General features: G+C 54.0%; 4 protein-coding genes and 1 other RNA gene. All 5 read left to right on the forward strand.

Going from position 1 to position 3,237, the window contains the following annotated elements; genetic code table 11:
• Positions 1 to 63: 63 nt before the first annotated feature.
• Positions 64 to 162, forward strand: an RNA gene (locus tag VH187_RS20020) — hammerhead ribozyme type II.
• Positions 163 to 190: 28 nt separating this feature from the next.
• Positions 191 to 595, forward strand: coding sequence for a helix-turn-helix domain-containing protein (locus VH187_RS20025; RefSeq protein WP_329703199.1), 405 nt, complete (start codon positions 191 to 193; stop codon positions 593 to 595).
• A gap of 104 nt (positions 596 to 699) precedes the next feature.
• Positions 700 to 960 (forward strand): hypothetical protein, encoded by a 261-nt coding sequence (locus VH187_RS20030; RefSeq protein ID WP_329703200.1) that lies wholly within the window; start codon positions 700 to 702, stop codon positions 958 to 960.
• 111 nt (positions 961 to 1,071) lie between these two features.
• The gene (locus tag VH187_RS20035; RefSeq protein WP_329703201.1) at positions 1,072 to 1,371 is read left to right on the forward strand and encodes a hypothetical protein; all 300 of its coding nucleotides are present in this window, start codon (positions 1,072 to 1,074) and stop codon (positions 1,369 to 1,371) included.
• Between the two features lie 1,473 nt (positions 1,372 to 2,844).
• Positions 2,845 to 3,150 carry a hypothetical protein gene (locus VH187_RS20040; RefSeq protein WP_329703202.1) on the forward strand — a complete coding sequence of 102 codons (306 nt, stop codon included), beginning with the start codon at positions 2,845 to 2,847 and terminating at the stop codon, positions 3,148 to 3,150.
• The last annotated feature ends 87 nt before the right edge of the window (positions 3,151 to 3,237 follow it).

Here is a 3,237-nt window from a genome sequence, read left to right on the forward strand (position 1 = left end):
TTTGTATGTGACTACTGCGGTGACGATTGGTGGGATTGACCCTAGCCCAAACGTTTGACTTGACAGCGAAACGTGGCACCATGTATCATGTGTGGTTCAAACACATTTGACATATGCCACGTCCAATGGGTGTGACGCCCCATTGCTGATGAGCATAGTCACCAACACTCACACAAGGAGTAGATGTCACATGGCATCAAGCACTGCAATCCAGGAGAGTCTGGCCAACATCGAGGTCGAGATCGACCGACTGTCAAAGGCGCGTGAGGCGCTCCTGGAACTGATCGACACCGAAGGTGACTCGGACGAGGTCGAGGAGACCCCGAAGCCCAAGTCCCGCGCACGTCGGTCCCGTGCCAAGTCAGACGACGACGCCGGCGATGACGAGGGCAAGACTGCCACTCGTCGGTCCCGCCGTATCGACAAGCGGACCGCTGACCGGAAGGCCTCTCGCAATGGCGAGAAGGGCGACGGCAAGGGGACCCGTAAGGACCAGATCATCGCACTGCTCGACGAGGGCATGAGCCCCCGCGACATTGCGGACGAGCTGGGTATTGCCACCAACTACGTGTACAACGTCAAGCGGGGCATGTAGGCGAAACGGGCAGGTAGGATCATACCTACTTGCTCGTCGGGTGAATTGACGCTCCACCCCTGATGAGCCTAGTCAACACACTCATACTCAAGGAGTTACAGCTTATGGAGGCAAGCGGTTCCACTTCCACAAGAAGGCGCGCGACCAAGGCGAGTGGCACAACCAGTGCCAAGGCGAAGGAAGGGCCTGAGAAGGTCCTGGACTTCGAACTCGACAAGGAGACGAAGGGCGCTGTCCGCTTCGCGGAAGTCCCAGCCAAGGGCGAAGAGGCCTACGTGCGCACGTTCTACATGCGCAAGGAGCTGTGGCAGGAACTGGGTGAGGCGGAGGATCTGGAACTCACCATCACCGCAGTCACCAAGTAGCATCGGCGAAACACATCCAGGGTAGGTCATACTGCCCTGGTTGTGTCCATGTGTAGTGACGAGCACATGCTGATGAAGCCTAGTCAACTCACACTCACACAAGGAGTAGCAGTGGCGAATAAGCAGGAGAAGATCGCCGCAGACATCCAGTACGAATGCTACAACCAAGGCCTCAAGGAGGCCAGTTCCCTTATTCGCCAAGTGTACGATAAGAAGAACGACGATATCGTGGACTTGGCACTTGAGAACTGGCCACTCAGTAAGGCCCAGGAAGTGGACAGGTTCCTCAACGACACCACCGATGAGGAGTACAAGAAGTTCATTGCCAACTTCATCGATGGCATGGAGGACGGTTTCAAACTGGCCCTCAAGCGCTGGTTGGACAGAGACCTCAAGCAGCGCGACCTATAAGCAGAAACGCATGGGACACTAACTGGTCCTGTGCGTCCGCACGTGTGACGAGCGTGCGCTGATGAAGCGTAGTCATACTCAACTAAGGGAGTTCACTCTGCCACGTGATAAGGAAGGCAAAACTTATTACATTCTGGAACATCCTCGCAAGGGGACTTGTGTCGGAACAGGGCAGAACGAGCCTGGAGATCGACCGTGGCCAAGGTTCACTTGGTTCACCAGTCGCAAAGGTCGAAAGGTAGTTCAATGGGACTCGCTCGCGGACATCATTGAGTTCGTTGAGCAACTTGGTAAAACCGACTGGCCAGGTGCCTGGCGTCTACGCATTCGCAAGGCCCCACGCTTCCACTGGAGGTGCTGGGACTGTGGCGGATGGATAGATGACCAGACCTTGCCATACGAACGAGGGCACAAGTCGGACTGCCCTACCTTGTCTGACAAGTAACTCACACTCAAGGTAGCAAGGAGGGAACCTGAAATACGCACTGGTCATAAAAGCATCGACCAAGGATGAAGCCATATGGGCTGCACTGGATCACGGAATAGAACTAATCCTAGTGGACAAACATCCCAAGCGAAGTGAGGTAATTGCTACTGCCAGAATCAGATCGGTCATTCGACTACAGCGTTGGTTGAATGAGGATATAGGCTATGAGCCTCCCTATCCACCAGGTTCACTCCTGCATTTCTCAAAGGTAACAAGACGAGGGTCGAGGAACCAAGACAATGGAGCATGACTACCCAAAGCTTTACGCACCGCGCCCATTGCCAAAGGTCATTGGTGCATCGGACGATGCACGGTGGCGAGGCGTTCACTGGGCGACCGGTCGGATTGACATGCTCCGAGTTCATGAAATGCAACAGGAGAGTAGAGCGCGTACAGCAGTAGATGTTGAAGCAGCAAGGGCATAAGTTTACAGCCTGTGAATGAGTCAAATCATTTGCAGGTCTTGCAGTACCCCACAACACTCAACTACAAGGAGTTACATGCCTAGCAAGCATGACCCGATCAAAGTAGCACTAGCAGACTTGGTATTTTCTGCAACCAGACACGCTCTCGAAGAGTTACCTGGTGTAGCAAAGGAGCCTGCCCATGAACCGTTGGAGGACTGTGTCTGCACCTTCGTTCCCATCAGTGACCTAGAAAGCCTGATACGAGTGAAGGGCAGTGGTAAGACCCAGTTCTACTCAATCAAAGTGCAGCAAGACGGTCCGCCACACTAATGCCACGTAATCCAACAGATGTGCTAATTCAGATGTTGAGGGCAGACAATGCGGACATTGAAGAAATTAGGACCGATGACTTAGGCCGACACTTTGTGCAGTGGGTAGAACGCACAGAGAAGGACAATGGTCCAGCTGGCATTTGGTTCTACGTCGATGAGATCAGTGTCAGAGTGGTGGTCGAGCACATAGGACACCCGGACAATGCCCCGCGGCGCTGAGGATGCCTACAAGCGCCTTGGTACCTGCATGGCACTAGCTGCTCGTGGTGCTACACCGGGTGAACGCGTAGCGGCAGTGGAAGCGATGAAGCGAATCATCAATGGCCTACCAGCTGAGCAGAGAGTTGCACTCAACGCAGCGCTTGAAGCACTGGTGCCCAGTCCTGATGGTCAACTTCGATATCGTCCACCACCACGACGCAAGAGTGGTACAAAGCGTGAGCAGATCATTAGTCTCCTCAACCAGGGCTACAAGCCCAAGAGGATCGCTGAGATGCTGAACATGAGACCTAACTATGTGTACCACGTCAAGGCAGAAATGAAACAGCAGTAACCCATGCTGATGCAGGAGTCACATCTTGCATTGGCCTTGGGTGGTGGATGTCCTTCCTAGCGTGAGGCATTCACCACCCTGTACTAA

It is taken from the genome of Scandinavium sp., assembly GCF_036271055.1.
Taxonomy (GTDB): Bacteria; Pseudomonadota; Gammaproteobacteria; order Enterobacterales; family Enterobacteriaceae; genus Scandinavium.